This window comes from Paragemmobacter ruber (assembly GCF_009908315.1).
GTDB classification, from domain to species: domain Bacteria; phylum Pseudomonadota; class Alphaproteobacteria; order Rhodobacterales; family Rhodobacteraceae; genus Paragemmobacter; species Paragemmobacter ruber.
In genome coordinates, this window is sequence record NZ_JAAATW010000003.1 from 184833 (window position 1) to 206705 (window position 21873).

Annotated in this window: 23 protein-coding genes; 11 read left to right on the forward strand and 12 right to left on the reverse strand. The window is 64.3% G+C overall.

All coding sequences use genetic code 11. From position 1 onward, the window contains the following. Positions 1 to 131 precede the first annotated feature (131 nt). The gene (gene uvrA / locus GU920_RS13080) at positions 132 to 2996 is read left to right on the forward strand and encodes an excinuclease ABC subunit UvrA (protein ID WP_161767539.1); all 2865 of its coding nucleotides are present in this window, start codon (positions 132 to 134) and stop codon (positions 2994 to 2996) included. A 154-nt stretch (positions 2997 to 3150) separates the two neighbouring features. Here uvrA and GU920_RS13085 read toward each other — a convergent pair whose 3' ends face one another. Then, positions 3151 to 4650 (reverse strand): CoA-acylating methylmalonate-semialdehyde dehydrogenase, encoded by a 1500-nt coding sequence (locus tag GU920_RS13085; protein ID WP_161767540.1) that lies wholly within the window; start codon positions 4648 to 4650, stop codon positions 3151 to 3153. A gap of 103 nt (positions 4651 to 4753) precedes the next feature. On the opposite strand from GU920_RS13085, the gene GU920_RS13090 reads away from it, so the two are divergent. From GU920_RS13090 to coaD, 3 genes are all read left to right on the forward strand, one after another. After that, on the forward strand, positions 4754 to 5662 hold the full coding sequence (locus GU920_RS13090; protein ID WP_161767541.1) for a LysR family transcriptional regulator: 909 nt from the start codon (positions 4754 to 4756) through the stop codon (positions 5660 to 5662). A gap of 56 nt (positions 5663 to 5718) precedes the next feature. Next, complete coding sequence (locus tag GU920_RS13095; protein WP_161767542.1) at positions 5719 to 6153, forward strand: CBS domain-containing protein; 435 nt, start codon at positions 5719 to 5721, stop codon at positions 6151 to 6153. A gap of 86 nt (positions 6154 to 6239) precedes the next feature. Next, positions 6240 to 6731: a pantetheine-phosphate adenylyltransferase gene (gene coaD, locus GU920_RS13100; RefSeq protein WP_161767543.1), complete on the forward strand. Its 492-nt coding sequence runs from the start codon at positions 6240 to 6242 to the stop codon at positions 6729 to 6731. A gap of 51 nt (positions 6732 to 6782) precedes the next feature. Here the strand turns inward: coaD and GU920_RS19340 are convergent, their stop codons facing one another. The 5 genes from GU920_RS19340 to gap (GU920_RS13115) all read right to left on the reverse strand — a co-directional run bounded on the left by GU920_RS19340 (position 6783) and on the right by gap (GU920_RS13115) (position 12024). Beyond that, positions 6783 to 6944, reverse strand: coding sequence for a hypothetical protein (locus GU920_RS19340; protein ID WP_201744138.1), 162 nt, complete (start codon positions 6942 to 6944; stop codon positions 6783 to 6785). A gap of 127 nt (positions 6945 to 7071) precedes the next feature. Next, the gene (locus tag GU920_RS13105) at positions 7072 to 9636 is read right to left on the reverse strand and encodes a cation:proton antiporter (RefSeq protein ID WP_161767544.1); all 2565 of its coding nucleotides are present in this window, start codon (positions 9634 to 9636) and stop codon (positions 7072 to 7074) included. Positions 9637 to 9737: 101 nt separating this feature from the next. Then, positions 9738 to 10739, reverse strand: a complete 1002-nt coding sequence (gap, locus tag GU920_RS13110) for a type I glyceraldehyde-3-phosphate dehydrogenase (protein ID WP_161767545.1) — start codon at positions 10737 to 10739, stop codon at positions 9738 to 9740. Positions 10740 to 10865: 126 nt separating this feature from the next. Further along, entirely contained in the window at positions 10866 to 11009 is a 144-nt protein-coding gene (locus GU920_RS19345; RefSeq protein WP_201744198.1) for a hypothetical protein, read from the reverse strand. A gap of 10 nt (positions 11010 to 11019) precedes the next feature. Continuing rightward, positions 11020 to 12024: a type I glyceraldehyde-3-phosphate dehydrogenase gene (gene gap, locus GU920_RS13115; RefSeq protein ID WP_161767546.1), complete on the reverse strand. Its 1005-nt coding sequence runs from the start codon at positions 12022 to 12024 to the stop codon at positions 11020 to 11022. 192 nt (positions 12025 to 12216) lie between these two features. Between gap (GU920_RS13115) and GU920_RS13120 the strand changes: the two genes are divergently transcribed. Beyond that, a complete protein-coding gene (locus GU920_RS13120; protein ID WP_161767547.1) occupies positions 12217 to 13191 on the forward strand; it encodes a DUF808 domain-containing protein in 975 nt (324 codons plus the stop codon). A 53-nt stretch (positions 13192 to 13244) separates the two neighbouring features. On the opposite strand, the gene tkt is transcribed toward GU920_RS13120, so the two are convergent. Then, positions 13245 to 15260 (reverse strand): transketolase, encoded by a 2016-nt coding sequence (tkt, locus tag GU920_RS13125; protein WP_161768081.1) that lies wholly within the window; start codon positions 15258 to 15260, stop codon positions 13245 to 13247. A 221-nt stretch (positions 15261 to 15481) separates the two neighbouring features. Between tkt and GU920_RS13130 the strand changes: the two genes are divergently transcribed. The 5 genes from GU920_RS13130 (at position 15482) to GU920_RS13150 (ending at position 17313) form a co-directional block, all read left to right on the forward strand. Next, the gene (locus GU920_RS13130) at positions 15482 to 16036 is read left to right on the forward strand and encodes a hypothetical protein (protein WP_235933295.1); all 555 of its coding nucleotides are present in this window, start codon (positions 15482 to 15484) and stop codon (positions 16034 to 16036) included. Then, on the forward strand, positions 16029 to 16397 hold the full coding sequence (locus GU920_RS13135) for a cell division protein ZapA (RefSeq protein WP_161767549.1): 369 nt from the start codon (positions 16029 to 16031) through the stop codon (positions 16395 to 16397). Before GU920_RS13130 ends, GU920_RS13135 begins: the two co-directional genes overlap by 8 nt. Continuing rightward, positions 16397 to 16723, forward strand: a complete 327-nt coding sequence (locus GU920_RS13140; protein WP_161767550.1) for an MliC family protein — start codon at positions 16397 to 16399, stop codon at positions 16721 to 16723. Before GU920_RS13135 ends, GU920_RS13140 begins: the two co-directional genes overlap by 1 nt. A gap of 63 nt (positions 16724 to 16786) precedes the next feature. Further along, positions 16787 to 17014 (forward strand): type II toxin-antitoxin system CcdA family antitoxin, encoded by a 228-nt coding sequence (locus GU920_RS13145; RefSeq protein ID WP_161767551.1) that lies wholly within the window; start codon positions 16787 to 16789, stop codon positions 17012 to 17014. Further along, positions 17014 to 17313, forward strand: coding sequence for a CcdB family protein (locus GU920_RS13150; RefSeq protein WP_161767552.1), 300 nt, complete (start codon positions 17014 to 17016; stop codon positions 17311 to 17313). Before GU920_RS13145 ends, GU920_RS13150 begins: the two co-directional genes overlap by 1 nt. 54 nt (positions 17314 to 17367) lie before the next feature. Here GU920_RS13150 and grxD read toward each other — a convergent pair whose 3' ends face one another. The 5 genes from grxD to purL are packed head-to-tail and all read right to left on the reverse strand — an operon-like array spanning position 17368 to position 21148. Beyond that, entirely contained in the window at positions 17368 to 17727 is a 360-nt protein-coding gene (gene grxD / locus GU920_RS13155) for a Grx4 family monothiol glutaredoxin (RefSeq protein ID WP_161767553.1), read from the reverse strand. Positions 17728 to 17740: 13 nt separating this feature from the next. Next, positions 17741 to 17977, reverse strand: a complete 237-nt coding sequence (locus GU920_RS13160; protein WP_161767554.1) for a BolA/IbaG family iron-sulfur metabolism protein — start codon at positions 17975 to 17977, stop codon at positions 17741 to 17743. Positions 17978 to 18012: 35 nt separating this feature from the next. Continuing rightward, complete coding sequence (locus GU920_RS13165) at positions 18013 to 18534, reverse strand: GNAT family N-acetyltransferase (RefSeq protein WP_161767555.1); 522 nt, start codon at positions 18532 to 18534, stop codon at positions 18013 to 18015. Continuing rightward, a complete protein-coding gene (locus GU920_RS13170; RefSeq protein WP_161767556.1) occupies positions 18516 to 18995 on the reverse strand; it encodes a GNAT family N-acetyltransferase in 480 nt (159 codons plus the stop codon). The genes GU920_RS13165 and GU920_RS13170 overlap by 19 nt, the downstream gene beginning before the upstream one ends. Further along, positions 18995 to 21148, reverse strand: coding sequence for a phosphoribosylformylglycinamidine synthase subunit PurL (gene purL, locus GU920_RS13175; protein ID WP_161767557.1), 2154 nt, complete (start codon positions 21146 to 21148; stop codon positions 18995 to 18997). The genes GU920_RS13170 and purL overlap by 1 nt, the downstream gene beginning before the upstream one ends. A 283-nt stretch (positions 21149 to 21431) precedes the next feature. On the opposite strand from purL, the gene GU920_RS13180 reads away from it, so the two are divergent. Then, complete coding sequence (locus GU920_RS13180; protein WP_161767558.1) at positions 21432 to 21827, forward strand: MAPEG family protein; 396 nt, start codon at positions 21432 to 21434, stop codon at positions 21825 to 21827. Positions 21828 to 21873: the final 46 nt, after the last annotated feature.

Here is a 21873-nt window from a genome sequence, read left to right on the forward strand (position 1 = left end):
CCGCCCGCCCGATCGCGCAAAAGCCGGGCATAGCCGGCAACCTGCGCGTTTGTTCACCCATTGTTCACATTTTTGCATTGGAGACTCGCGCCGCATGGCCTATCTCTGTCGCAGTCGTCCGGGGGTGTGGCATGGCCGAACAGAAGTTCATCGAAGTGCGCGGCGCGCGTGAGCACAATCTGAAAGGGGTCGATCTCGACATCCCGCGCGATCAGCTTGTGGTGATCACCGGCCTGTCGGGTTCGGGGAAATCCTCGCTCGCCTTTGACACGATCTATGCCGAAGGGCAGCGCCGCTATGTGGAGTCGCTCTCGGCCTATGCGCGGCAATTCCTCGACATGATGGGCAAGCCCGATGTCGATCACATCTCGGGCCTGTCGCCCGCCATTTCGATCGAACAGAAAACCACCTCGAAGAACCCCCGCTCCACCGTCGGCACGGTGACCGAGATCTACGATTACCTTCGCCTTCTGTTCGCCCGCGTCGGCACCCCCTACAGCCCGGCCACCGGCCTGCCCATCACCGCGATGCAGGTGCAGGATATGGTGGATGCCGTCATGGCCATGGCCGAGGGCACCCGCGCCTATCTGCTGGCGCCGATCGTCCGGGACCGGAAGGGGGAGTACAAGAAGGAGTTCCTCGACCTCCGAAAGCAGGGCTTCCAGCGCGTCAAGGTGGACGGGCAGTTCTACGAGCTTGAGGAACCGCCCACGCTGGACAAGAAGTTTCGCCACGATATCGACGTGGTGGTGGACAGGATCATCGTGCGCGAGGGCCTTGAGACGCGGCTTGCCGACAGTTTCCGCACCGCGCTGGACCTTGCCGATGGCATCGCCATCATCGAGACCGCCCCCGCCGAGGGGGAGGGTGATCCCCAGCGCATCACCTATTCCGAAAAATTCGCCTGCCCCGTATCGGGCTTTACCATCCCGGAAATCGAGCCGCGCCTGTTTTCCTTCAACGCGCCTTTCGGGGCCTGCCCGGCCTGTGACGGGCTGGGGGTGGAGTTGTTCTTCGACGACCGTCTGGTGGTGCCCGATCAGGGCCTGACGCTGATGCAGGGGGCGCTGGCGCCTTGGGCCAAATCGAAAAGCCCCTACTTCACGCAGACGATCCAGGCCCTTGCGAAACATTACGAATTCGACGCGAAGAAGAAGTGGAAAGATCTGCCCGCCCATGTGCAGCAACTGTTCCTCTACGGATCGGGCGAGGAAGAGATCCGCTTCCGCTATGATGAAGGCGGCCGCATCTACGAGGTATCCCGTGTCTTCGAAGGCGTCATTCCCAACATGGAGCGCCGCTATCGCGAGACCGACAGCGCCTGGGTGCGCGAGGAGTTCGAGCGCTATCAGAACAACCGCGATTGCGGCACCTGCCACGGCTATCGCCTGAAGGCCGAGGCGCTGGCGGTCAAGATCGCCGGGCTGCATATCGGCGAGGTGGTTCGCATGTCGATCAAGGAGGCCTATGCCTGGATCGGCACGGTGCCGGATCACTTGACCAACCAGAAGAACGAAATCGCCCGCGCGATCCTGAAGGAAATCCGTGAACGGCTTGGTTTCCTTGTCAATGTCGGGCTGGACTACCTCACCCTGTCGCGCAATGCGGGCACGCTTTCGGGCGGGGAATCGCAGCGCATCCGCCTTGCCTCGCAGATCGGATCGGGCCTGACGGGCGTGCTTTATGTGTTGGACGAACCTTCCATCGGCCTGCATCAGCGCGACAATGACCGGCTTCTGACCACGCTGAAGAACCTGCGCGATCAGGGCAATACCGTGCTTGTGGTGGAACATGACGAGGATGCGATCCGCGAGGCGGATTATGTCTTCGACATCGGCCCCGGTGCGGGTGTGCACGGCGGCCGTGTGGTCAGCCACGGCACGCCCGAACAGGTGGCCGCCGATCCGGTCAGCCTGACAGGGCAATACCTTTCGGGGCAGCGCGAAATCTCGGTGCCGAAGACCCGGCGCAAGGGCAGCGGCAAGAAGCTGACCGTGGTGGGGGCGTCAGGCAACAACCTCAAGAATGTCACCGTCGATTTCCCCTTGGGCAAGTTCGTCTGCGTTACCGGCGTGTCGGGGGGCGGCAAGTCCACCCTTACGATCGAGACGCTGTTCAAGACCGCCGCCATGCGCCTGAACGGCGCGCGCGAGACGCCCGCCCCCTGCGAGACGATCAAGGGGTTCGAACATCTCGACAAGGTCATCGACATCGACCAGCGGCCCATCGGGCGGACGCCGCGTTCCAACCCCGCCACCTACACCGGCGCCTTCACCCCGATCCGCGACTGGTTCGCCGGCCTGCCCGAGGCGAAGGCGCGTGGCTATCAGCCGGGGCGGTTCTCCTTCAACGTGAAGGGGGGGCGCTGCGAGGCCTGTCAGGGTGACGGTGTCATCAAGATCGAGATGCACTTCCTGCCCGATGTCTATGTGACCTGCGAGACGTGCAAGGGTGCGCGCTACAATCGCGAAACGCTGGAAATAAAGTTCAAGAACAAAAGCATATCAGATGTTCTTGATATGACATGTGAAGACGCGCAGCAATTCTTCCAGGCGGTGCCTGCGATCCGCGAAAAGATGGATGCGCTCTGCCAGGTCGGTCTTGGCTACATCAAGGTCGGGCAGCAGGCCACCACCCTGTCGGGGGGCGAGGCGCAGCGGGTGAAGCTGTCCAAGGAACTGTCGCGCCGGGCCACGGGGCGCACGCTCTATATCCTCGACGAACCCACAACAGGCCTGCATTTCGAGGATGTGCGCAAACTTCTTGAAGTGCTGCATGAACTTGTCGATCAGGGCAACACGGTGGTGGTGATCGAGCACAACCTCGACGTCATCAAGACCGCCGACTGGATCATCGACATCGGGCCAGAAGGCGGCGATGGCGGCGGGCAGATCGTGGCGGAAGGCACGCCCGAAGATGTGGCGAAGGTCGAGCGCAGCCATACCGGCCGCTACCTCAAGGACATGCTTAAACCACGGCGGGTGGCGGCGGAATGAAGGCCGCCGCCCGGCGATCCGGTCAGTCACGCGTCATCGGGCAAGGACGCGTGCGTTGTCCTCGGCCATAGCTGCGGCTTGATGGCCCGTATGCACCATGCAAAAGGCCGCCCCGGATGGCGGGGCGGCCTGCTTTGGATGCCGGCAGCGCCGATCAATCCATCGGCTTGAAGTTCAGGCTCGCGCCCTCCTTGATCCCCGACGGCCAGCGCGAGGTGATGGTCTTCGTCCGCGTGTAGAAGCGGAAGGCATCCGGGCCGTGCTGGTTCAGATCGCCAAAGGCCGATTTCTTCCAGCCGCCGAAGGTGTGATAGGCCAGCGGCACCGGGATCGGCACGTTGATCCCGATCATCCCCACGTTGACGCGGGCGGCAAAGTCCCGCGCCGTGTCGCCATCGCGGGTGAAGATCGCGGTGCCGTTGCCATACTCGTGGTCCATCGCATAGGCCAAGGCTTCCTCATAGGTCTTGGCGCGGACAGTCGAAAGCACCGGCCCGAAGATCTCTTTCTTGTAGATGTCCATGTCGCGGGTCACATGGTCAAACAGATGCGGGCCGACGAAGAAGCCGTCCTCATACCCCTGCAGCTTGAAGTTCCGCCCATCGACGACCAGCTTCGCCCCCTGCGCCACGCCGCTTTCGACCAGCTTCAGGATATTCGCCTTCGCCGCCGCCGTGACGACAGGGCCGTAATCCACATCGTTGCCAGCGGTATAGGGGCCGACCTTCAACTTCTCGATCCGCGGGATCAGCTTCTCGATCAGCGCATCCGCCGTCGCATCGCCCACCGGCACCGCGACCGAAATCGCCATGCAGCGTTCGCCCGCCGCACCATAGCCCGCCCCTACCAGCGCATCCGCCGCCTGATCCATGTCGGCATCCGGCATGATGATCATGTGGTTCTTCGCGCCGCCAAAGCACTGCACGCGCTTGCCGTTGGAACAGCCGCGGCCATAGATGTATTCCGCGATGGGGGTGGATCCGACAAAACCGATCCCCGCGATGATGGGCGAGTCGAGGATCGCATCCACCGCTTCCTTGTCGCCGTTGATGACCTGCAGCACACCATCCGGCAACCCCGCCTCCTGCATCAGTTCCGCCAGCATCAGCGGAACCGAAGGGTCACGCTCAGACGGTTTCAGGATGAAGGCATTTCCGCAGGCCAGCGCTGGCCCCATCTTCCACATCGGGATCATCGCCGGAAAGTTGAAGGGCGTGATCCCCGCCGCCACGCCGATCGGCTGGCGCATCGAATACATGTCGATCCCCGGGCCCGCGCTGTCGGTGAATTCGCCCTTCAACAGATGCGGCGCGCCGATGCAGAACTCCATCACCTCCAGCCCGCGCTGGATATCGCCCTTGGCATCCGGAATGGTCTTGCCATGTTCGGATGACAGCGCCTCTGCCAGCTTGTCCATGTCGCGGTTCAGAAGGCGGACGAATTCCATCATCACCCGCGCGCGGCGCTGCGGGTTGGTCGCGCCCCATTTCACCTGCGCGCGGGCGGCATCGGCGGTGGCGGCGTCGAGTTCCGCCTTCGTCGCCAGCGCCACCTTGGCCTGAACCTCGCCCGTCGCCGGGTTGAAGACATCCGCGAAACGGCCCGACGTGCCTTTCACATGCTTGCCGTTGATCCAGTGACCGATCTCTTTCATGGGATCCTCCCTCATTTGCTGGCGGCGAGAATAGCCTTGCGGAAATGTCGCAAACAGCGGAAATAACTCAAACAGGCTTTGCAAAAATGCAGGATGTCAGCGCATGGACTGGGACGACCTCCGCATCTTCCTCGCCGTGGCCCGCAGCGAAAGCCTGTCGGGTGCGGGCAAGCGGCTGAAGATCGACGCCGCCACCGTCGGCCGCCGCATCGGGCGTCTGGAAGAGGCGATGGGTGCGCGCCTTTTTGCCAAATCCCCGCAAGGTTACGCCCTGACGGAAGAAGGCACCCGCCTGCTGCCCCATGCCGAACGCGCCGAAACCGCGCTGGACGGCGCGCGTGAGGCGCTCAGTGGCCCCGAAGGCCTGTCAGGCCAGATCCGCATCGGCGCGCCGGATGGCTGTGCCAATTACCTGCTGCCGCAGGTGCTGGCGGCCATCTGCGATGCCAATCCGGGGCTGGAGGTGCAGATCGTGGCACTGCCCCGCGTCTTCAACCTGTCCAAGCGCGAGGCCGATCTCGCCATCGCCGTCAGCCGCCCCACGGCGGGCCGCCTGACCGTGCAGAAGCTGACCGATTATCACCTTCACCTCGCGGCGCATCCGGCCTACCTTGCCCAGGCGCCCGCGTTGCACACGCTCGCCGATCTCAATCAGCACCGGCTGGTGGGCTACATTCCCGACATGATCCATGACAAGGAACTCGATTACCTGGCCGAACTGGGGGCAGGGACCGTCGCCCTTGCGTCAAACTCCGTATCGGTTCAACTGAACTGGCTGCGTGCCGGGGCAGGGGTCGGGGTCGTGCATGACTTCGCCCTTCCCGCTGCACCCGAACTGGTGCCGGTGATCCCGGACCGCATTGCCCTGACCCGCAGCTTCTGGCTGATCCGCCATGCCGATGATGGCCGCGTGGCCCGGCTGAATCGCTTTGCCGATCTGCTGGCGCAAGGCCTGCGCCGCGAGGTGGCCGAGCTTGAAGCCCGCGCCCACCACGCCCGCGCAATCCGTTGACAGAATTCGATCCCCGGCGCAGCATCCCAATGACAAGAACGGAGAGGGAGGAATCCATGCTTGTCAGCCAGATCCTTAAGTCCAAGTCGGATGATGGCGTGGTCACCGTCGTGCCCGGCACGACGGTCGCGCAGACGGCCGAAATCCTGTCCACCCGCCGGATCGGGGCCGTGATCGTGTCATCCGATGGCAAACGCGTGGCGGGCATCGTGTCGGAACGCGATATCGTGCGCGAGATCGGCCGCCGGGGCATGGCCTGCATGGCCGATGCGGTGGACAGCATCATGACGGCGAATATCGTCACGTGCCGACGGGACGAACAGGCCAATGACGTGCTGCAAAAGATGACGGATGGCCGCTTCCGCCACATGCCCGTGATGGAGGGCGCCGAGATGGTGGGCCTCATCTCCATCGGCGATGTGGTCAAGGCACGGCTGACCGAACTCGCCATGGAAAAGGACGCGCTCGAAGGGATGATCAAGGGTTTCTGACACCCGACGGTCGCGCGCTTTGGGTCTTGCACTCATCCGCGCAATAATGTTGCGTGCATCCACGCGACCAAGGGGGGAGTGGACCCATGCGCATCGGCCTTTACCCGGGCACCTTTGACCCCATCACGCTGGGCCATGTCGACATCATCCAGCGCGCCATGGCGCTGGTGGATCGTCTGGTGATCGGCGTGGCGATCAATCGCGACAAGGGGCCGCTCTTCTCGCTCGAGGAACGGGTGGCGATGGTGCAGGCCGAATGTGCCGCCATCCAGTCCAAGACGGGGGGCGAGATCGTCGTCCATCCCTTCGAAAACCTGCTGATCGACTGCGCCCGCGATGTGGGGGCCAGCGTGATCGTGCGCGGCCTGCGCGCCGTGGCGGATTTCGAGTATGAATTCCAGATGGTCGGCATGAATCGCGCGCTGGATGCCAGTATCGAGACGGTCTTCATGATGGCCGATGCCCGCCGTCAGGCCATCGCGTCCAAGCTTGTCAAGGAAATCGCCCGGCTCGGCGGTGATGTGTCGAAATTCGTGACCCCCCCGGTCGAGGCCGCGCTGAAACGCCGCTTCGCCTGAAAGGAAAAGGGGGGCGAAGCCCCCCCTTTTGCCCCTGCATCTGGCAGGCGCTTACTTGCCGTAAACAGCGGCCCAGGCGATGCGATCCGCATCTTCCGGGAAAATCCCAAGGTCCAGCGCCACATCGCGCGGCATCCGGGCGATCTCGTCGCGGGTCCGCTTATACAGCGCGCGATTTGCGGCCGCGGCCTTCAGCGTGTCGATCAGTTTCATCTGTTGTTCCTTTCACGAACCTGCCAAGGGCTTCTCGGTTATCCCTTCGACATGCCGTGAAGATGGGCGGAAATGTTACCGCTAACAACGGCCAGAACAGGGATCCCGCCATGCCCTGCGCGCATGGCTACGCACGCAGACGCAAGGCTTCCTTCAGGGTGGCCACCCAGGGTGGGGGCGGGTTTGCCGCCTGCCGTGATCCGGCGCTCAGCTCGACCGACATTCCCCGCCGCTCGGCGCTTTTCTCCACCGCCTCGGCCAGTTGCGGGGCCTGCCGCATCAGATCGCGGAAGGCGGTCTCGGACAATGTGACCAGCGTGGTGTGGGTGATCGCCCGAACCGTCGCCCGGCGTGGGCGCTTTTGCAGCACCGACAGATGGCCGAACATCTCGCCATGGCCCAGAAGGTGGCGCCCATCCGCCAACTCGGCCTCCACCGCGCCCGAGGCGACGAACCACACCCGATCCGGCAGATCCTCGCGCCGCACCAGCACATCGCCCGGCTTGGCATAGACCGTCTTCAGCCGCCGCGCCAGTTGCGCCTGGGTCGCCTCGTCAAGGCCAGAGAACAGGTGGAAGCTGCGCACGATGTCCAGACGCTGCATCCGCAGATCCAGCAGCGGGCGTTCGGCCAGCCGCGCGCGTTCATCATCGATCCCCTGTTGCAGCGCCATCTTCAACTCGGGCCCGATCAGCCCGTCCTGCACATATTGATCGTATTCCAGTTCCTCCTGCCGCAGCACCAGCCGCCGGATCAGCCGCCGCTCCACCTCTTCGGCATAGCCGGGAAACTGGATGCGCAGGCCCTCCAGCTCGCGCCCTGTCTCCTCGATCCGCCAGCGCAGAAGATCCTGCAACAGCGATGCCACCCGCCGCCCGTGGATGCGCAGGATCCGCCGCTCGACAAAGCGGCGCAGCCCCCGCAGCCCCTGCTGATGGCTGACCAGCAGTTCAAACCGATCCGCGATCAGGTTCTGTAACCCCGCCTTCAGGCGATAGCGCGTATAGGCCCGCTCGGCCAATTCCAGAAGCTGCCCCCGCGCCAGCGCCCGCCGCGCCTGCGCGCGATAGCCGCTGCGCCCCGCGACGCGCGTCGCCTCGATCAGGCGGTCGGCATCGGTCAGCATCCGTTCCGCCACCCGGGCCGAAATCAGACCATCGCGAAAGGCGGCCAGCACCAGATCGCGCTCATGCCCGGCCATGGCCACCATGCCCAGCGTGACCCGGTCCTTGTCCTGCAGATCGGTCGCCTCATCGGCGCGTTCCACCGCATCGTTCAACCGGTCGCCAAAGCGCACGGCCTCTTCCCGCACAATCGCGGGGGTCAGGTCCAGCTGCCGCACCGTATCGGCCACCGTTTCGCGCACATCCTGCAGCGCCACCGCCACCACCTGTTCGGACAGCGCGCGATCCAGCGGTGACAGGCGGTCAAGGCCCAGCCAAGTGATCAGCATCCGCAAGGTCGTGCCCTGCACCAGCAGTGTGAACAGCACGAACCCGGTTGCAACGATGCCGACCTGACGCTTCACTTCAAACGGGATGCCGGGATTTTCCGTCACCGCCAGCGCCAGGGCGAGTGTGACCGCACCCCGCAGCCCGCCCCAGAGAATGGCGATACGGTAGGGGCCTTCGACCCGCGGCGACAGCCGCGCCCATGTCAGCAGCGGCAACAGCCCCCACAGCATCACCGCCCGCGCGACAAAAGCCGCGATCACGACCACGCCCACCAGCACAAGGTCCGACCAGCGCGCCTGCGCCAGCGCTTCGGGCACCAGCAGCGCGGCCAGAACGAAGATCAACCCGCCCGCCCAATAGGCAAGCAGGTTCCACCCATCACGCAGCAGGATCAGCGACGGCGGCGCCATCCGCCCCGGCGCCAGAAAGTTCACCGTCATGCCGGCCGCCACCGCCGACACGACGCCCGATCCACCCAGCAGTTGATCGGTCACCAGAAAGGTTGCAAAGGGCAGGGCGAAGCTCACGGAAAACTGCGCCAACGGAAAGCTGTTCATTGCCCCCATCGCGGCCACCGCCACGCGGCCCAGGGCGGCGCCGACGATGGCGCCGGAAAAGATCATCCACGGCAATTGCAGCAGCACCGCCTGCGGTGGCGGCGCGCCATCCCCGCTTTCGATCGCCGCAAGAAAGACCGAAAACAGCGCGATGGCTGCGGCGTCGTTCAGCAGGCTCTCGCCTTCCACGATCCGGGCCAGCCGCTGCGGGGCCGGGGTTGCACGAAAGATGCTGACCACCGCCGATGGGTCGGTCGTCGATACGATGGCCCCGAGCAGCAGGCAGGCAAGCAGCGGCAGGCCCGAAAAAGGCTGCAACGCAAAGGCGATCACCACGGTTGCCACCAGCACCGCCACCACCGCCAGCGTCAGCACCGGCACCCAGTCATCCATCAAGCGGCGCAGGTTCAGCGAGAGCGACACCTGAAACAGCAGGATCGGCAGCAGCACATAGATGAACACGTCCGATGAAATCGGCAGGGTCAGGATGGCCAAGGCCACGGGGTTCAGCGCATCGGTCACATCCGTGCGCCAGAACCACGCGGCCCCCGCGCCGATGGCGATGCCAAGGGCGGCAAGGATCACCGCCGTCGGCAGCCGCAGGCGTGCGCCCAGCGGCTCGGCCAGCGCGATGGCCAGAAACAGGCCGGTCAGAATGGCGATAATGACGATCAAATCCATGCGTTAAGAATAGTCATTCCTCTGGTCTGAAAAAGGAAAGGCCGGTCACAGAACGTGACCGGCCTGAAACATGCCACGAAAAGGCGCAGGATCCGCGCGGATCAGATCAGCTTGCCCATTGCGACAGCCGTATCCGCCATGCGGTTCGAGAACCCCCATTCGTTGTCATACCACGACAGGATCGAAACAAAGGTCCCGTCCATCACCTTGGTCTGATCCATGTGGAAGACCGACGAATGGGGATCGTGATTGAAATCCGATGACACATTCTTGAACTCGGTATAGCCGAGAATGCCCTTCAGCGGCCCGTCTGCCGCCGCCTTGATGGCGGCGTTGACCTCTTCCACGCTGGTCGCGCGCTTGGCGATGAACTTCAGGTCCACGACAGACACGTTCGGCGTGGGCACGCGGATGGCAAAGCCATCCAGCTTGCCCTTGAGTTCGGGCAGCACCAGACCCACGGCCTTGGCCGCGCCGGTGCTGGTCGGGATCATCGACAGCGCCGCCGCACGGGCGCGATACAGATCCTTGTGCATCGTATCCAGCGTAGGCTGGTCGCCGGTATAGGAATGGATGGTGGTCATCATCCCCTTTTCGATGCCGATCACCTCATTCAGGACCTTCGCCACCGGCGACAGGCAGTTCGTGGTGCACGACGCATTCGATACCACGATGTCATCCTTGGTCAGCGTGTGATGGTTCACGCCGTAAACGATGGTCTTGTCGGCGCCGTCACCGGGGGCGCTGATCAGCACCCGCTTCGATCCGTTCTCCAGATGGGCAAGGCATTTTTCCTTGCTGGTGAAGATGCCTGTGCATTCCAGCACGATATCCACATGGCCCCAGGGCAGATCGGCGGGGTTCTTGATCGCCGTCACCTTCATCGGACCGCGGCCCACGTCGATCCAATCCTCGCCCGTGGTCACCTGCGCCGGAAAGCGGCCATGAACCGAATCGAACCGCAACAGATGCGCGTTCGTCTCGACCGGCCCCAGATCGTTGATCGCCACGACCTCGATATCCGTCCGGCCCGATTCGATGATGCCGCGCAGCACGTTGCGCCCGATCCGGCCAAACCCGTTGATGGCAACTTTGACGGTCATGGCAATTCCTCCGACTAGGGTAGGGCGGCGCACCCGCCGCCATCATGGGCAGGGCCGCGAATCCGGCGCCTGCGATAGCGCTAACATCCGCAGATCAGGTAACAAATCAACCCGACTCTGATCCGCTCAGCGCCAGAATGCCAAGAATTCTATGAAGACGAAGAGTTTTCTCATCAGAAAAAGCAACGCCGCGCCCCCATTGGCGACAACGTCCAGCACAACCAGCCCGATCAGGACGGTTCCAAGCGCCAGCGCGATGCGGTCGGTCACGACCCCTCCATCAGTGGAGGAGCCGCCCCATCACCCCGGCCACATCGGCCATCCGGCAGGAGAAGCCCCACTCGTTGTCATACCATGCCAGCACGCGCACCGTGCGGCCGCCGACCACCTTGGTCTGGTCCGGGGCGAAGATAGACGAATGTGGCGTGTGATTGAAGTCGATGGAAACCTTGGGTTCCGGATCATAAGCCAGCACCATGCCCATGTAGCCCGCCGCCGCCTCGCGCACGATCTCGTTCACGTCCTGCACCGTCACCGATTTGCCGGCCACGAAGGTCAGGTCCACCGCGCTCACGTTCGGGGTGGGCACGCGGATCGCCGTCCCGTCCAGCCGCCCCGCAAGTTCGGGCAGCACCTCGCCCAAGGCCTTCGCCGCGCCGGTGCTGGTGGGCACCATCGCCATGGCCGCCGCGCGGGCGCGGTAGAGATCGGCGTGGCGGCGGTCCAGCGTCGGCTGGTCGCCCGTGTAGGAATGGATCGTCGTCATGATGCCGCTCTCGATCCCGATCGCGTCATTCAGCACCTTGGCCAACGGCGCCAGACAGTTCGTCGTGCAGGATCCGTTCGACACCACCAGATGCGCGTCCGTCAGGCTGCGATGGTTCACGCCGTAAACCACCGTCTTGTCCGCCCGCTTGGCCGGCGCGCTGACCAGCACCCGCCGCGCGCCGCGCCCCAGATGCACCGCCGCCTTGTCACGGTCGTTGAACGCGCCGGTACATTCCAGCACCACATCGACGCCCTCCCAGTCCAGCGTCTGGGGATCATAGCTCGACATCACCCGGATCGGCCCGCGCCCCAGATCCAGCATCCCGTCGGTCACCTTCACGGTGCCGGGAAACCGCCCGTGAACCGAGTCGTATTTCAGAAGATGCGCATTCGTCTCCACCGGCCCGGTGGCGTTGATTGCCACCACCTGCACGTCATTGCGGTTGCTCTCGGCGATATGGGCCAGCGTGCAGCGCCCGATCCGGCCAAATCCGTTGATCCCGATGGTGATGGTCATGCCGGCTTCTCCCTTCCGATGACTCGCACGATGGGGCAGGGCATAACCCCCGCAAATACCCGCGGAAAGCAAAAAATTTCAGAAAAACAATGTGTTACCGCAAACATCGCAGGTTTGCGCTAACATCGCGCAGGCTTTGCCAAGCCTGCCGCTCTTCGCTACAACGAAACCGATTGGATAAGGATGATTTGCATGAGTGGCTTGCTCGCCCTGCTCGACGACGTGGCCGCCATCGCCAAGGTCGCCGCCGCTTCCGTTGATGACATCGCCGCCGCCGCCGCCAAGGCAGGGGTCAAGGCCGCAGGTGTGGTGATCGACGATGCCGCCGTGACGCCCAAATATGTCCACGGGTTCGAGGCGGATCGCGAACTTCCCATCATCTGGCGCATCGCGCTGGGTTCGGTGCGCAACAAGCTGGTGATCCTTCTGCCCGCGCTCCTTGCGCTCGATCACTTTCTTCCCGCCGCGATCACCCCGCTCTTGATGCTGGGCGGGGCCTATCTGTGCTTTGAGGGGGCCGAAAAGGTGCTGCACGCCTTCGCCCCCCATGCCGATCACGCGGTCGAGGCGGATTTCAACACCAAGGATCCCGCCCGTCTGGAAGAGGAAAAGGTCGCAGGCGCGATCAAGACCGATTTCATCCTGTCGGCCGAGATCATGACCATCGCGCTCGCCACCATCGAGAACCCGAACTTCTGGATGCAGGCCGCGACCCTGGCCGTTGTGGGCATCCTGATCACCGTCGCGGTCTATGGTGCCGTGGCGCTGATCGTGAAGATGGATGACGTGGGCCTGCACATGGCCGCCACAGGTCGCACCGGGGCAGGGCGCGCGCTCGGGCGCGGGCTGGTCAAGGGGATGCCAAAGCTGATGGCGGCGCTGTCCTTCATCGGCACTGCTGCGATGCTCTGGGTGGGCGGAAACATCGTGACCCACGGGCTCGAGGTGACGCATCTCTGGGCTTGGCCCTATGAGACGATCCACCACCTTGCCGATGGTGCCGCTGCCGCCATCGAGGTGGCGCAGGGTTTTGTCGCCTGGCTCGTCACGGCGTTCTTCGACGGGATTTTCGGCCTTATCCTCGGCCTCGCGCTGATCCCGGTGGCGACCCGCATCATCGGCCCTGCGATCGCCGCGGTGACAGGAAAGAAGAAAGCCGCGCCCTAGGCGCGGCCCAAATTTCTACGAAGAAATTTGCAAAAATCTTCGAAGATTTTTGATCAGAGCAGGGACTTCACCACCGCCACGGTATTTTCCGCCGTGATGCCGAACTCCTTGTAAAGCCGCTCCATCGGCGCCGAGGCGCCAAAGGATGCCATGCCCACAAAGCCGGCCTTCGTCTCCTTCCCGCGCTCGCCCAGCAGCCAGCGATCCCAGCCCTGACGCACGCCCGCCTCGATGGCCACGCGCACCGGGCCACCCGGCAGCACGCGCTTGCGGTACGCCTCGTCCTGCGCGGCAAACAGTTCCATCGACGGCATGGAAACGACCCGCGTGCCGATCCCTTCGGCCTCCAGCGCCGCCCGCGCCTTCAGCGCGATCTCCACCTCGGAACCCGTGGCAATCAGGATCACCTGCCGCTTGCCCGTCGCCTCTTCCAGAACATAGGCGCCCTTGGCGACAAGGTTCTGGTTCACATGCGCCTTGCGCACCGCAGGCAGGTTCTGACGGCTCAGTGCCAGCACGGTGGGCGTGGTCTTGGCGGTCAGCGCCACTTCCCATGCTTCCGCCGTCTCGACCAGATCGGCAGGGCGGATCACCACCGTGTTAGGCGTGGACCGGCTGATCGCCAGATGTTCCACCGGCTGGTGGGTCGGCCCATCCTCACCCAGACCGATGCTGTCATGCGTCATCACATAGACAACCGGCAGCCCCATCAGCGCCGACAGGCGCATCGACGGGCGGGCATAGTCGGTAAAGCACATGAACGTGCCGCCATAGGGCCGCACGCCGCCATGCAGCGCCATGCCGTTCATCGCCGCCGCCATCCCATGTTCGCGGATGCCGTAATAGACGTAACGCCCCTTGCGGTCTTCGGGTGTGAAGACGCCCAGATCGGCGGTCTTGGTGTTGTTCGATCCGGTCAGGTCCGCAGACCCCCCGATGGTTTCCGTCATCACGGGATTGACCGCCGCCAGCACCTTTTCCGATGCCGCCCGGGTCGCCAGTTTCGGCATCGCCTCCACGGCCGCCTTCTTCACCCCGCGGATGACCGAGGCCAGCTTCGCCGGGGCCTCGCCCGCGAAGATGCGCGCGAATTCGGCCTGTTTTGCCGCCGACAGCGCCTCAAGCCGCGCCTTCCACTCTGCATGGGCCTTGGCGCCGCGCGCGCCCTTGGCTTCCCAGGCCGTCTTGATGTCGGACGGGACAACGAAGGCCGGGTGATCCCAGCCATAGGCCGCCTTCGCCGCCGCCATCTGCGCCGCATCCGTCAGCGCGCCATGGCCTTTGGACGTGTCCTGCGCCGCATGGCCCAGCGCGATATGCGTCTTGCAGGCGATCATCGTGGGCCTGTCCGATGCCTTCGCCGCCACCAGCGCGCGGTCGATATCTTCCGGATCATGCCCATCGCAGGACAGCACATTCCAACTGGATGCCGCAAAGCGCGCCTTCTGATCCGTCACATCGGCAATCGACACCTTGCCGTCGATGGTGATGCCATTGTCATCCCACAGCACGATCAGACGGCTCAGCTGCTGCTTGCCCGCCAGAGCGATCGCCTCTTGGCTGACGCCTTCCATCAGGCATCCGTCGCCCGCAATCACATAGGTGTGGTGATCGACGATCTTCGCCCCCCAGCGCGCGCGCAGGTTTTCTTCGGCCATGGCAAAGCCCACGGCATTGGCGATGCCCTGGCCCAGCGGCCCGGTCGTCGTCTCCACCCCCGCGACATGGCCAAACTCGGGATGGCCCGCCGTGATCGCGCCCCATTGGCGGAAATTCTTGATCTGATCCAGCGTCATGTCGGCATAGCCGGTCAGGTAGAGCAGCGAATAGATCAGCATCGACCCATGCCCTGCCGACAGGATGAACCGGTCCCGGTTCGGCCAGCGCGGCGCGGCGGGATCAAAGTTCAGATGCTTTTCGAACAGCACGGTTGCCACATCGGCCATGCCCATGGGCATCCCCGAATGTCCCGAATTCGCCGCCGCGACGGCGTCCAGCGTCAGGGTGCGGATCGCGCAGGCGCGCATCCAGTGGTCCGGGTGGCGGGCGCGGAGCGTTTCGATGTCCAAGGCCATGGTCCTGTCTGAAGGTGGGATTTCCGCCCCGCTCTAAGTGCTGGGACGGGCAAGATCAAGCAATCCGCGCAAGCCCTTGGGTGCAAAGGCGTGAGTTGCGCCTTATTCTTGCGCTACACTGCATGGCAGGCCGGGGTGTCTTGATTCGTATTCGGTCACGACACCCAAAAGAAAAGAAACGAAAGCCAGGACAGAAAGGCATTTCAATGCAGGACATGGCCGAGCTGGAACGCCGCATCGCCGCCGCCTTGCAACGCATCGGCGCCGGTATCGAAGCACTCGCCGCCCAACCCGCGGCAGCCGAACCCCGCTCCGAGACTGGCGCCGAAACGGCACCCGAGACCGCCACAGAGACTGCGACCGCCGCCCAGATCCAGCACCTGCAGGTGGCGCTTGCGTCCGAACGTGAAACGGTCGCCGCGCTACGCCAGCAGATCGATGCGCTGGCCGCGCGCGAACCGGCGGACGCACCGCTGCCCCCTGCCGATCAGGCAGAGCTTCTCGCCCGGATCGAAAAGATGACGGCCCAGCTGGATGTGCAGGGGCTTGAAATCCACCGCATGCGTAAGACGGTCGTGCAACTGCGCGAAAACCTGCGCGGCCTGCGCCGGGCGCAGGCGGCCAACCTTGCCGATCCCGAACAGATCAACCGCGCCATGATGGCCGAGCTAGAGGCGATGCGCGTCGCTCGCCTGTCCGAAGTGGCCGAGATGGATGAAATCCTGTCCGAACTGACCCCGCTGATCAAGGAAGAGCGCCTCGATGCCTGAACTTACCATCACTGTCGGGGGCCGCAGCTTTCCCGTCGCCTGCCAGGCGGGCGAGGAGCATTTCCTCCGCGCCGCCGCCGCCATGCTCGATGCCGAAGCCCAGCCGCTGATCGCCCAGATGGGCCGCCTGCCGGAAGCCAAGATGCTGCTGATGGCGGGTCTGATGCTGGCCGACAAGACCGCCGCCGTGGAAGATGAGATACGCACCCTCAAGGCGCGGCTGGCCGAACTGGAAAGCCGCCCCGAAACCCGGGTCGAGGTGCCGGTGATCCCGCCACAGGTCACCGAAACGCTGGCCGAGATCGCGGCGCAGGCCGAGGCGCTGGCGGATCGGCTGGACGACGCGCAAAGGTCTGCCTGATGCGCAGGGCCGTTCTCGCGCTTGCCCTGATGGCCGGCCCGGCGCTGGCCGAAACGCAGGTCCAGAACCTGACCTACGCCTGCGATCGCGATGTCGCCGTGCCGGTGGTCTATGTCAACGCGCCGGACACCTCGCTGGTGGTGCTGCATGTCGAGGGGCGCCAGATCCTTCTCTACAACGAACCCGCCGCATCCGGCGCGCGCTATGCCTGGCCGTCTGATGGGTCAGGCTACGTCTGGTGGACCAAGGGGGAGGCGGCGACGCTTCTGTGGAAGGATGGCGAAGCGGGCACGGAAACCCCGCTTCTGACCTGCAGCCCCGGCTGACGGCATACCGCTTACACTGCGGTATGTTTTGCGGTATCCTCGCCAGCGCCGAAGGAGCCCGCCATGCCCGCCACCCGCCGCCCCACCTCCATGACCCTCGATGCCGCTCTTCTGGACGAGGCGCGCGCCTTGGGCATCAACATCTCCCGCGCCGCCGAGGAAGGCATCCTCGCACAGGTCCGCACTGAGCGCGCCCGCCGCTGGAAACAGGACAACGCCGCCGACATCGCGGCCTATAACAAGTGGATCGAAGAGAACGGCGTTCCCCTTGCGGGTTACAAGAAATTCTGATGTCCGATCAGTTCGACCTCTATCGCATGGCGCAGGGGGAATATGTCGTTGTCCTTCAGTCCGGCATCCTCGATGGCCTGAACACACGCGCCGTGTGCCTCGCCGTGCCTGAGGATGCAACCGCACCGGCGCTTCCGGCCCTGTCGCCGATACTTACCGCGGGCGACATCCGCTTGCGCCTTGCCCCGCATGTTCTGGCGACCTTGACGCTTGCCGAACTCGGTACTTTTGTCGCTACGCTCGCACATGAACGCGACCGGATCATCCGGGCCTTCGACCTGATGCTGACAGGGGCCTGATGAAACAAAAAGGCCCGCCAAGGGCGGGCCTTTCCTTACGCGCATCATGCCCTCTTAGGCATTCGCCTCGCGGATCTTGTTCGCGGCATCCTTGTCGAAGGCGATGCCGTTCGTTTCAAGAAGCGTGTCCAATTCGCCCGACAGCGTCATCTCGGTGACGATATCGCAGCCGCCCACGAATTCCCCCTTCACATACAGCTGCGGAATCGTCGGCCAGTCGCTGAAATCCTTGATGCCTTGCCGGATTTCCGGGTCTGCCAGCACGTTCACATCGGCGAATTCCACGCCCATGTAATTCAGCACCCCCGCCACGCGGGACGAAAACCCGCATTGCGGCATCATCTTGGTGCCCTTCATGAACAGCACCACGTCATTCTTTTCGATCGTCTCGCGGATCGTCGCTTCAGCGCTCATTCCTGTCATCCTCTCAATCCGGCGCCTTGGTCGTCAGCGCCAGCGCATGAAGCTCCCCATGCGCGCCATCCATCTTGCCCTTCAGCGCGGCATAGACCGCCCGCTGCTGCTGCACCCGGTTCAACCCCCGGAAACTCGCGTCGATCACTTCCGCCGCGAAATGCTGCCCGTCATCGCCCTGCACCGTGATCTTGGCGTCCGGAAAACTTTCGCGGATCAGGTTCTCGATATCGCGTGCGGTGATCGGCATGGGGCACTCCGGTATTCCTGTCCGAAGATGTATGCCTATGGGGCAGGGGCCGCAAGTCCCCGCTGGGCCTCCCACTCCGCCCGCAGCAGACCGTAAAGCATCACATCCACATTCCGCCCTAGAACCGGGCGGAACCAGTGATCCACCAGCCGCCCCTCCAGCCGGTATCCCGCCTGCGCGTAAACCTTCTGCGCGCGCCCGTTCTCGCCGCTCGCATCCAGCCAGATCTTGCGCGCGCCCAGACGCGCAAAACCGTAATCGGTCAGCGCCCGCACAAAGTGCAACCCCCGCCCGCCCCCGACCTCGGCCAATCCGAGCCGCCGCAACTCTACCCGCCCCGACGGATCGCCGATCTCGGCCCACAGCGCGAACCCCGCCGCGCGCCCGTCCTCTTCCCAGATGAGAAGGCGATGCGCGGGATCCGTGGCATAGAAATCCAGCCGCGCCTCATCTTCGTCCGTCAGGAAGGGGGCATAGTCCGGGCGCTGCGTCAGCGACCGGATGAAGGCATAATCCGCGGGCAGGGCAGGGCGCAGCGTCATGCGCGTGCCTGCCACGCATCGGCCCGCCATTCACGGGCCAGCATGGAAAAGGCCACGCAATCGACCCAGACCCCCGGCTCCCGCTGCCAGCATTCCCGCATCACGCCTTCCCGCACGAAACCCGCCTTGCCAAAGGCCGCGATGGCCGCCGCATTGTCAAAGGCCGCATCGCAGAACAGGCGATGCGCGCCAAGCCTGCCGAACACCTCGTCCAGCACCGCGCGGATCAGCCGTTGCCCAACGCCCCGGCGCGGCTGCACCACCCCAAGGTTCCACAGCCCGATCACCCCCGGATACTCCCAGTCGATCACGGCAAAACCTTCGATGCCGCCCTCGTCCCAGATCAGGACACCGCGCGCCTCGCCCCCGGCAATCTCGCGCAGCCACGCCTCCGGCTGCTGCAACAGGGCCATGGGATTGGCCGCGATCAGCGCGGCGACCGCAGGGATTTCCCCATCGGTCGCCCGCCGCAGCATCAGGCCACAGCCCGCGCAAAGGCCGAACGGTAGAGCGCCGACAACTCCGCCAGCGCAGCCGCCTCGCCGCCCAGCGATACGACATCCCCCCCGAACCGGCCGACAACCGCGACAGGAACCCCCGCCGCCTTGCCCGCCGCGATCAGCGCATCCGCCTTGTCGGTGGCCACGATGTAGCGCGCCTGATCCTCGCCGAACAGGAAGCCCGCCTCGCCGCTCTCCAGCGTCACACCCTGACAGGCCCCTTCGGCCATCTCGAACGCCGCCAGCGCAAGGCCGCCATCGCCAAGGTCGGTGCAGGCCCGGATCAGCGCGCGGTTGGCCCGCACGAATTCCCCATGCCGCTTCTCTGCTGCCAGATCGACGGCGGGCGCATCGCCCGCCTCGATCCCGAACATCTCGGCCAGCACCGCCGATTGCCCCAGATGCGCGCCTGGCGCTCCGATCAGCACCAGCGCGTCCCCGGCGACCGGCCGACCGTTGATCACCTCGTCGAGCGTGGAGAGGATCCCCACCGCCCCGATCGTCGGCGTGGGCAGGATCGCCCGCCCGTCGGTTTCATTGTAAAGCGACACGTTGCCCGAAACGATGGGCATGTCCAGCGCCGCCACCGCGGCTCCGATACCTTTGATCGCGCCGACGAACTGCCCCATGATCTCGGGCTTTTCGGGATTGCCAAAATTCAGGTTGTCGGTCGTGGCCAGGGGCCGCGCCCCCACCGCCGTCAGGTTGCGGTACGCCTCGGCCACCGCCTGCTTGCCGCCCTCCACTGGGTTCGCCTTCACATAGCGCGGCGTCACGTCCGACGTGAAGGCCAGCGCCTTGCCCGTGCCATGCACCCGCACCACGCCCGCAGGCAGGCCCGGCGTCACCACCGTATCGGCGCCCACCTGGCTGTCATACTGTTCCCAGACCCACGCCTTGTGGGCATAGGTCGGGCTGCCGATCAGCGCCCGCAGCCCCGCAAGGGGCGCAATCGCCGGAACAGCGCCCAAGGGCGCCGCCGCAGGCGTTTCCACCCAAGGCCGATCATATTCCGGCGCAGACGACGACAGCTTGGACAAAGGCAGATCCGCCTTCACCTCGTTGCCATGCACGATCAGGAAGCGGTCCTCGGGAATCGTCTCGCCCACGATGGCGAAATCCAGATCCCACTTTTCAAAGATCGCCCGCGCCTCGGCCTCCATCGAAGGCTTCAGCACCATCAGCATCCGCTCCTGACTTTCCGACAGCATCATCTCATAGGCCGTCATGCCGGTTTCGCGCTGGGGCACGTTGTCCAGTTGCAGCCGGATGCCAAGGCCGCCCTTGTCGCCCATCTCCACCGCCGAACAGGTCAGCCCCGCAGCCCCCATGTCCTGAATCGAAATCACCGCGCCCGATGCCATCAGCTCCAGACAGGCCTCCAGCAGGCGTTTTTCGGTGAAGGGGTCGCCCACCTGCACGGTGGGGCGCTTCTCTTCGATGGTGTCGTCAAACTCGGCGCTGGCCATCGTCGCGCCGCCCACGCCATCGCGCCCGGTTTTCGCGCCAAGATAGACCACCGGCATCCCCACGCCGCTGGCGGCGGAATAGAAGATCTTGTCCGTATCGGCCAGACCGGCGGCAAAGGCATTGACCAGACAGTTGCCGTTATAGGCGCGGTGGAACCGCACCTCGCCGCCCACCGTCGGCACGCCAAAGGCATTGCCATAGGCCCCGATCCCCTCGACCACGCCCTTCACCAGATGGGACGTCTTGGGATGCGACGGCTCTCCGAAAGACAGCGCGTTCATCGCCGCGATGGGCCGCGCGCCCATGGTAAAGACATCGCGCAGAATGCCCCCCACACCCGTCGCCGCACCCTGATGGGGTTCGATGTAAGATGGGTGGTTGTGGCTCTCCATCTTGAAGATCACCGCCTGCCCGTCGCCGATATCCACCACCCCCGCATTCTCGCCCGGCCCACAGATCACCTGCGGCCCCGTGGTCGGCAGCGTGCGCAGCCATTTCTTCGACGATTTGTAGGAACAATGCTCGTTCCACATCGCGCTGAAGATGCCCAGTTCGGTGAAGGTCGGCTCCCGCCCGATGATGCCAAGGATGCGTTCATATTCATCCGGCTTAAGCCCGTGGCTGGCGATCAGGTCCGGGGTGATGGCGGGATCAGACATGCGGGCCTCAAACATCGGGGATTTACGCGCCTGATAGGCGAATTACTGGCCAAGGGAAAGGGGCAGGGTGGCAGGCCCGTCCCCCGCGCGAAAATTCTTTGGGTTCGGAGAATTTTTCTCCGACGTCACAAAATGAAACAATTGCAGATGGTTAGATGCAAAACTGCCACGCGGCTGCAAGCGCGTTGCAACTTTTTTCAAGCTTTTCTTTGGGCCCATGTCGAAAACGGCAAACTGGCGGCGTCCTTGGGGTATCGAAACACGAAAACAGAAGGGAACCACCATGTTGTTTGAAGTCACGCCGCTCTACGCTCTGCCTCTTGCCTTCATCTATCTCGTCCTGTGGTTCCGCGTCAGCGCGGTCCGTGGCAAGGAGAAAATTTCCTATGGTGACGGCGGGAACACCGAACTTCTTCGCCGTGTGCGCCAGCACGGCAACTTTGTCGAATGGACGACCTTCGTGCTGATCCTGATGATCCTTGCCGAAGGCATGGGCGCGCCGGACATCTACCTGCACATCTCCGGTGCGCTGCTGCTGATCGGGCGGATCGTCCATCCGTTCGGCCTGGGCGCTATCAACAACGCAGGCCTGCCCGCCCGCTACATCGGCAACAGCACCAACCTGCTGGCCACGCTGAACGCCATGGTCTGCCTTGGCGTCAACATCCTCGGCTTGTGATCCCGACTTTACCCTGACCAGCTGCAACCCCAAGGACAATGGAGAA

Excerpts from the sequence above, each read along its gene's own strand:
- gap (WP_161767546.1), bottom strand. The coding sequence starts at position 12,024 with ATGACCATCACCATCGGGATCAACGGATTTGGCCGGATCGGGCGCTGC.
- grxD (WP_161767553.1), bottom strand. The coding sequence starts at position 17,727 with ATGAGCGCTGAAGCGACGATCCGCGAGACGATCGAAAAGAATGACGTG.
- GU920_RS13160 (WP_161767554.1), bottom strand. The coding sequence starts at position 17,977 with ATGCCGATCACCGCACGCGATATCGAGAACCTGATCCGCGAAAGTTTT.
- purL (WP_161767557.1), bottom strand. The coding sequence starts at position 21,148 with ATGTCTGATCCCGCCATCACCCCGGACCTGATCGCCAGCCACGGGCTT.
- GU920_RS13140 (WP_161767550.1), top strand. The coding sequence starts at position 16,397 with ATGCGCAGGGCCGTTCTCGCGCTTGCCCTGATGGCCGGCCCGGCGCTG.
- GU920_RS13120 (WP_161767547.1), top strand. The coding sequence starts at position 12,217 with ATGAGTGGCTTGCTCGCCCTGCTCGACGACGTGGCCGCCATCGCCAAG.
- GU920_RS13135 (WP_161767549.1), top strand. The coding sequence starts at position 16,029 with ATGCCTGAACTTACCATCACTGTCGGGGGCCGCAGCTTTCCCGTCGCC.
- uvrA (WP_161767539.1), top strand. The coding sequence starts at position 132 with ATGGCCGAACAGAAGTTCATCGAAGTGCGCGGCGCGCGTGAGCACAAT.
- GU920_RS13095 (WP_161767542.1), top strand. The coding sequence starts at position 5,719 with ATGCTTGTCAGCCAGATCCTTAAGTCCAAGTCGGATGATGGCGTGGTC.
- gap (WP_161767545.1), bottom strand. The coding sequence starts at position 10,739 with ATGACCGTCAAAGTTGCCATCAACGGGTTTGGCCGGATCGGGCGCAAC.
- coaD (WP_161767543.1), top strand. The coding sequence starts at position 6,240 with ATGCGCATCGGCCTTTACCCGGGCACCTTTGACCCCATCACGCTGGGC.
- GU920_RS13105 (WP_161767544.1), bottom strand. The coding sequence starts at position 9,636 with ATGGATTTGATCGTCATTATCGCCATTCTGACCGGCCTGTTTCTGGCC.
- GU920_RS13085 (WP_161767540.1), bottom strand. The coding sequence starts at position 4,650 with ATGAAAGAGATCGGTCACTGGATCAACGGCAAGCATGTGAAAGGCACG.
- GU920_RS13090 (WP_161767541.1), top strand. The coding sequence starts at position 4,754 with ATGGACTGGGACGACCTCCGCATCTTCCTCGCCGTGGCCCGCAGCGAA.
- GU920_RS13150 (WP_161767552.1), top strand. The coding sequence starts at position 17,014 with ATGTCCGATCAGTTCGACCTCTATCGCATGGCGCAGGGGGAATATGTC.
- GU920_RS13180 (WP_161767558.1), top strand. The coding sequence starts at position 21,432 with ATGTTGTTTGAAGTCACGCCGCTCTACGCTCTGCCTCTTGCCTTCATC.
- GU920_RS13145 (WP_161767551.1), top strand. The coding sequence starts at position 16,787 with ATGCCCGCCACCCGCCGCCCCACCTCCATGACCCTCGATGCCGCTCTT.
- GU920_RS13170 (WP_161767556.1), bottom strand. The coding sequence starts at position 18,995 with ATGCTGCGGCGGGCGACCGATGGGGAAATCCCTGCGGTCGCCGCGCTG.
- GU920_RS13130 (WP_235933295.1), top strand. The coding sequence starts at position 15,482 with ATGGCCGAGCTGGAACGCCGCATCGCCGCCGCCTTGCAACGCATCGGC.
- GU920_RS19340 (WP_201744138.1), bottom strand. The coding sequence starts at position 6,944 with ATGAAACTGATCGACACGCTGAAGGCCGCGGCCGCAAATCGCGCGCTG.